This is a genomic window from uncultured Cardiobacterium sp., from assembly GCF_938028185.1.
Taxonomy (GTDB): domain Bacteria; phylum Pseudomonadota; class Gammaproteobacteria; order Cardiobacteriales; family Cardiobacteriaceae; genus Cardiobacterium.
In genome coordinates this window covers 1-3,801 of sequence record NZ_CALJAH010000251.1, presented here as the reverse complement: position 1 = coordinate 3,801, position 3,801 = coordinate 1, and the positions used below count along the sequence as shown (strand labels likewise).

7 protein-coding genes and 1 pseudogene are annotated in these 3,801 nt (G+C 51.7%); all 8 read left to right on the top strand.

Annotated elements, in window-relative coordinates; genetic code table 11:
- Window positions 1–62: 62 nt before the first annotated feature.
- The 8 genes and pseudogenes from Q0349_RS07300 to Q0349_RS07265 all read left to right on the top strand — a co-directional run bounded on the left by Q0349_RS07300 (window position 63) and on the right by Q0349_RS07265 (window position 3,528).
- Window positions 63–305: a type II toxin-antitoxin system Phd/YefM family antitoxin gene (locus tag Q0349_RS07300; protein WP_298080213.1), complete on the top strand. Its 243-nt coding sequence runs from the start codon at window positions 63–65 to the stop codon at window positions 303–305.
- 61 nt (window positions 306–366) lie between these two features.
- Window positions 367–699 (top strand): hypothetical protein, encoded by a 333-nt coding sequence (locus Q0349_RS07295; RefSeq protein ID WP_298080212.1) that lies wholly within the window; start codon window positions 367–369, stop codon window positions 697–699.
- Between the two features lie 137 nt (window positions 700–836).
- Window positions 837–1,721: a hypothetical protein gene (locus tag Q0349_RS07290; protein WP_298080211.1), complete on the top strand. Its 885-nt coding sequence runs from the start codon at window positions 837–839 to the stop codon at window positions 1,719–1,721.
- A 172-nt stretch (window positions 1,722–1,893) separates the two neighbouring features.
- Window positions 1,894–2,049 carry a hypothetical protein gene (locus Q0349_RS07285; RefSeq protein ID WP_298080210.1) on the top strand — a complete coding sequence of 52 codons (156 nt, stop codon included), beginning with the start codon at window positions 1,894–1,896 and terminating at the stop codon, window positions 2,047–2,049.
- 88 nt (window positions 2,050–2,137) lie between these two features.
- Window positions 2,138–2,326, top strand: a pseudogene (locus Q0349_RS07280) (phage antirepressor N-terminal domain-containing protein); the annotation flags it as partial.
- 27 nt (window positions 2,327–2,353) lie between these two features.
- Window positions 2,354–2,566 (top strand): hypothetical protein, encoded by a 213-nt coding sequence (locus Q0349_RS07275; RefSeq protein WP_298080214.1) that lies wholly within the window; start codon window positions 2,354–2,356, stop codon window positions 2,564–2,566.
- A gap of 266 nt (window positions 2,567–2,832) precedes the next feature.
- Complete coding sequence (locus tag Q0349_RS07270; protein ID WP_298080209.1) at window positions 2,833–3,087, top strand: hypothetical protein; 255 nt, start codon at window positions 2,833–2,835, stop codon at window positions 3,085–3,087.
- Between the two features lie 273 nt (window positions 3,088–3,360).
- Window positions 3,361–3,528: a hypothetical protein gene (locus Q0349_RS07265; protein ID WP_298080208.1), complete on the top strand. Its 168-nt coding sequence runs from the start codon at window positions 3,361–3,363 to the stop codon at window positions 3,526–3,528.
- The last annotated feature ends 273 nt before the right edge of the window (window positions 3,529–3,801 follow it).

Sequence of the window (3,801 nt, the reverse complement as noted above, 5' to 3'; positions counted from 1 at the left end):
GCCATTGATAGCCCTTGCGCGTGGTAGTAACATCCCTACAAACACACGACAAGGAGCCGCCCATGATCACCATCACCAGCCGCTATTTCAACCAGCACACCAGCAAAGTACAGAAGGCCGCCGAACGCGCGCCCGTCATCATCACCCGCCTGGCCGAACCCGCCCCGCATGATGTGCTGGAGAATGCCGAACCTGCCCGGAAGTGGCGCAATGCCGTCGAAATGCTGGCGCCATCCGATCCAACCGTGGTCGACATCGAACTGGAAATACCGCCGCGCAGCAAAGCCCAACAGCGAGGCGTGTGAATGCCTCGAAGGTGGCAGCGCCCATGGCAGCCCGCAATGCAATCACTAATCAGGAGGAAAGATGAAGAAGCTGTTGTTACTTGTAGCGGCAACATTATCCACGGCTGTATATGCAGAAGAGATTGACGGAATATTTGGTTTTAGATTTGGCGAGGTATTTAATATACAGCGCCAAGATTATGAAATTACGGAAGATGATGAAGTATTCTCCGTCTTCTTAGAAAATAATATAAAAAAAGAGCGGATATCGTACTTGCTTACTTTAAATCCTTATGACTTCAAAATAGCTAGAATAGCAGGACTAGAATATAGCTTTGGTATAGATAAATCTGGATGTATAAACGGGAAGGAATCATACGAAAAGAGTTTTAAAAAAGATATAATCCAGGCTTAATAGAATCACTCAACACTGAAACACTTTCTTTTTATAACAAGGGGAACGTAATTATTGAGTTAAATTGTTTTGAATATAAACTAAGTAATTATGTTTTGATGATACAAGTATCAAACAAGGAATTGCTTCAGGTTGCTATGGAAGCCAAAAAAAGAATAGGAAAAAATAACGTATCTATATTTAATGCCTCAAAGAAACAATATTCATTACCTACAACAACGAAATCTTCACATAAACAAAAACCTGTTTCTTATACCAATAGTCCATACGCGATACAGAATGACATCCTCGGCGGCTACCGTGCCGAAATGGAAGCAGAAGCAGCAGCCAAAAAACAAAATGCTCGTGCATATAGCGTTGATGTATTTGATCCACAAGCTGTTTATCGTTTGATGACCAGCACCATGAGCACCACAGAAATAGTAATCGCCTTCGTAATTTGGTTCGCTATCAGATTGGTCATTATCGTAGCTTTTTATTATCTGGCGAGAGGTGTAAGAAGATTATGGCGAGCACCATTTGAGAAACCTGCCGCAGTTGTTTTATCTGTACTTTTGGCAGTTCCGAGTGTGTTATCCTTCCTTTTTATTGCCATGATTCCGGCAGAACTTAGCCAATATAAAGATGGATTTTGGTTGCTCTTTTCTTGGATTGTATTTTTTTATTTTTCATATAAATACTGGCGCGCAATATGTAATGTGTTGATAAATGATTATCTTGAAACTGATGAAGAAGGGGGGGGAATATCTGTCTTTATGGCAAATAGCGCGCAGGGCATCACCAATGCGGCAAAGAACCTTGAATTGGGTGATAAACTGGCGCAATTGTTCCGGCAAAAGATGGTGATGTATATAGCACTTGTCGCACTGTTGATTGTGGTACTGGGAGCTACCTATTATTACCTCTCGCCTTACCATACTTGCGTTCGCACCATGATGTCGGAAAACACGAAAGACCCGCGCTACTCGTACCAGAACTACAGCAAGCGGGACGCCATTATATTTTGTAGCCGCAGCCGATAGCGCCATCTATACCAGCCCGTCCCGCACGAAGTTTGTTTTTGTTGACGAATCATCGACTGCAAGCACAAGTGGGCAATAATGGAAACGAAAAAAAGCCGCCCTTTCGGACAACCTCAATCGAAGTATAGCGCCAACGGATTGTACCCCGGCATTTCCTCCCGTAGTGGATTCCGTGATTGCTGAAGTGCTGGCGTGCCTGCTCGATGGGCAGACCATCACCCAACGAGAATTCTATGAACGCTTCTCAACGGTGAACATCGCCCGCCACACCGATCCGCAATACATCCGCGACGTCTATGCCGCCAGAAAGGCACGGAGGGCGCGATGAGTACCGTCAAAATCACCATCCCCTTTCACGGCAAGCCGCTGGTACTCATCGACCACGACGAGAACCCCTTCGCCCCATCGTGGAAGGCATGGATATGAGCTGGAAAAGCCAACAGCGCAAGCTGACGACCCGCTTTGCCTCAACTGTGGTCATCATGACCACGGTTGCCGACGACGGCAAACAGCGGCGTATGCTCTGCCTGCCGCTGAAATAACTGCCCGCATGGCTGCACACCATCAACCCCGGCAAGGTAGCGCCCGCCATCCGCGACACCATCCGCCGCTACCAGGCGGAGTGCGAAGAAGTGCTGTGGCAATACTGGGCGACGGGCGAAGCCAGACGTGAAGACATCCGTGACAACCTCGTCTTTTGGGAAGAACAGGAACGGCAATCCCGCGAACGCGGCAGCGAAGCAGGCAAGCACCTGAATCAGCGCAAGCTGGAAAAGCAGCATCACCGCCTCATGAAAGCCCGCCTGCAACAAGAACGCGCCTTTGTTTGGGAGGCGCTGCAATGAACCCCAGCCTCACCATCCTCCTTGACCCCATTGCCCGCAAGGTACACCATGCACGCGCCGCTGCAACATCAGCGGTGAGCTTTAGCAGGCTGAAACCAACGACGGACCAACGCAAGACGGCATTCTTATGCCCGAAAACCGCACCCGATGGAGTAGGAGCGGAGAGGCGTTCGCGCCTGCCGGTTTCATTGGCCGGTCTGCTAACCCCCCCACGCCGCCATTTGGAATAGCAGCCAAAGCGCGGACAACCTACAAGAGGTACAACCATGAAAACCATCCCGCCATTTCCCTATATCGCCGCTGTGGCCGTGCCGCTGGAACGCACGGAGCAAGACATCGCCGCCAATATTTATTCTGCTCGCTGGCAACCTTTAGGGCGCTTCCCCGACGAAGAAAGTGCCAAAGCTGCCGTTGCCGCCTTCATTGCCGACCACGAACATGATGCCTATTTCATCAGCACCAAGCCGACAGATCCACTCTATCAGGACTTTGCGCAGCGTTTGGACGGAGATGCACAATGATCGCCCCAAGTCACCGTGGCCTTTGAATACATCGCCTGGGTGAAGGAGACGGGGCAATGAAATACCGCGACCATGCCGAAATCCTGCCCCTGCCCGAAAGAGCGGGACAATCTTGGACGCACGTTACCGATGACGCCACCCGGCAACTGACGGGCTGGCCGGTATGGAGTGCGTTTTTCTGCCACGGGCCGGAAACACTCGCCCTGCCGCCGGTAAAGCGGCTGTTCATCTACTGCGACGGCGACTTGCAAGGCTGGCTGGCGGACGACGTGCTTGCCCGCCATCCCTGCAGACGCGGGCAAAGATTTCGGTATCTACGACACCCTGCACAGCTACGCGGGCGGGACGGAACTCTCCGAACACCTCTCCCGCGAAGGGGCGAAACAGCGCGATACGGCGGGGCGGGGCAAGAAGCACGCCGCCACGTGGTCGCCTACATAGCCGCCCTGCTGAAGCGTAACTTGTTGAAATATTAATAGTTTACGACGAGAGCAATGTAATCTGCGGCGTGCGCAAGGTCTGGAAACAGCTGCTATGCGGGGGGCATCGCGATGGCGCACGGCACGATTGAGCGGTTGGTGCGCCGTGCAGGCTTGCAGGGCGTGTGGCGCGGCAAGGGCAAGCGCAGCACCGTCAGCGAAGGGCGTTCGGACTTGCCGGATTTGGTCAAACGCGACTTCAGCGCGAGCCGGCCAAACCAGCTGTGGGTGGCAG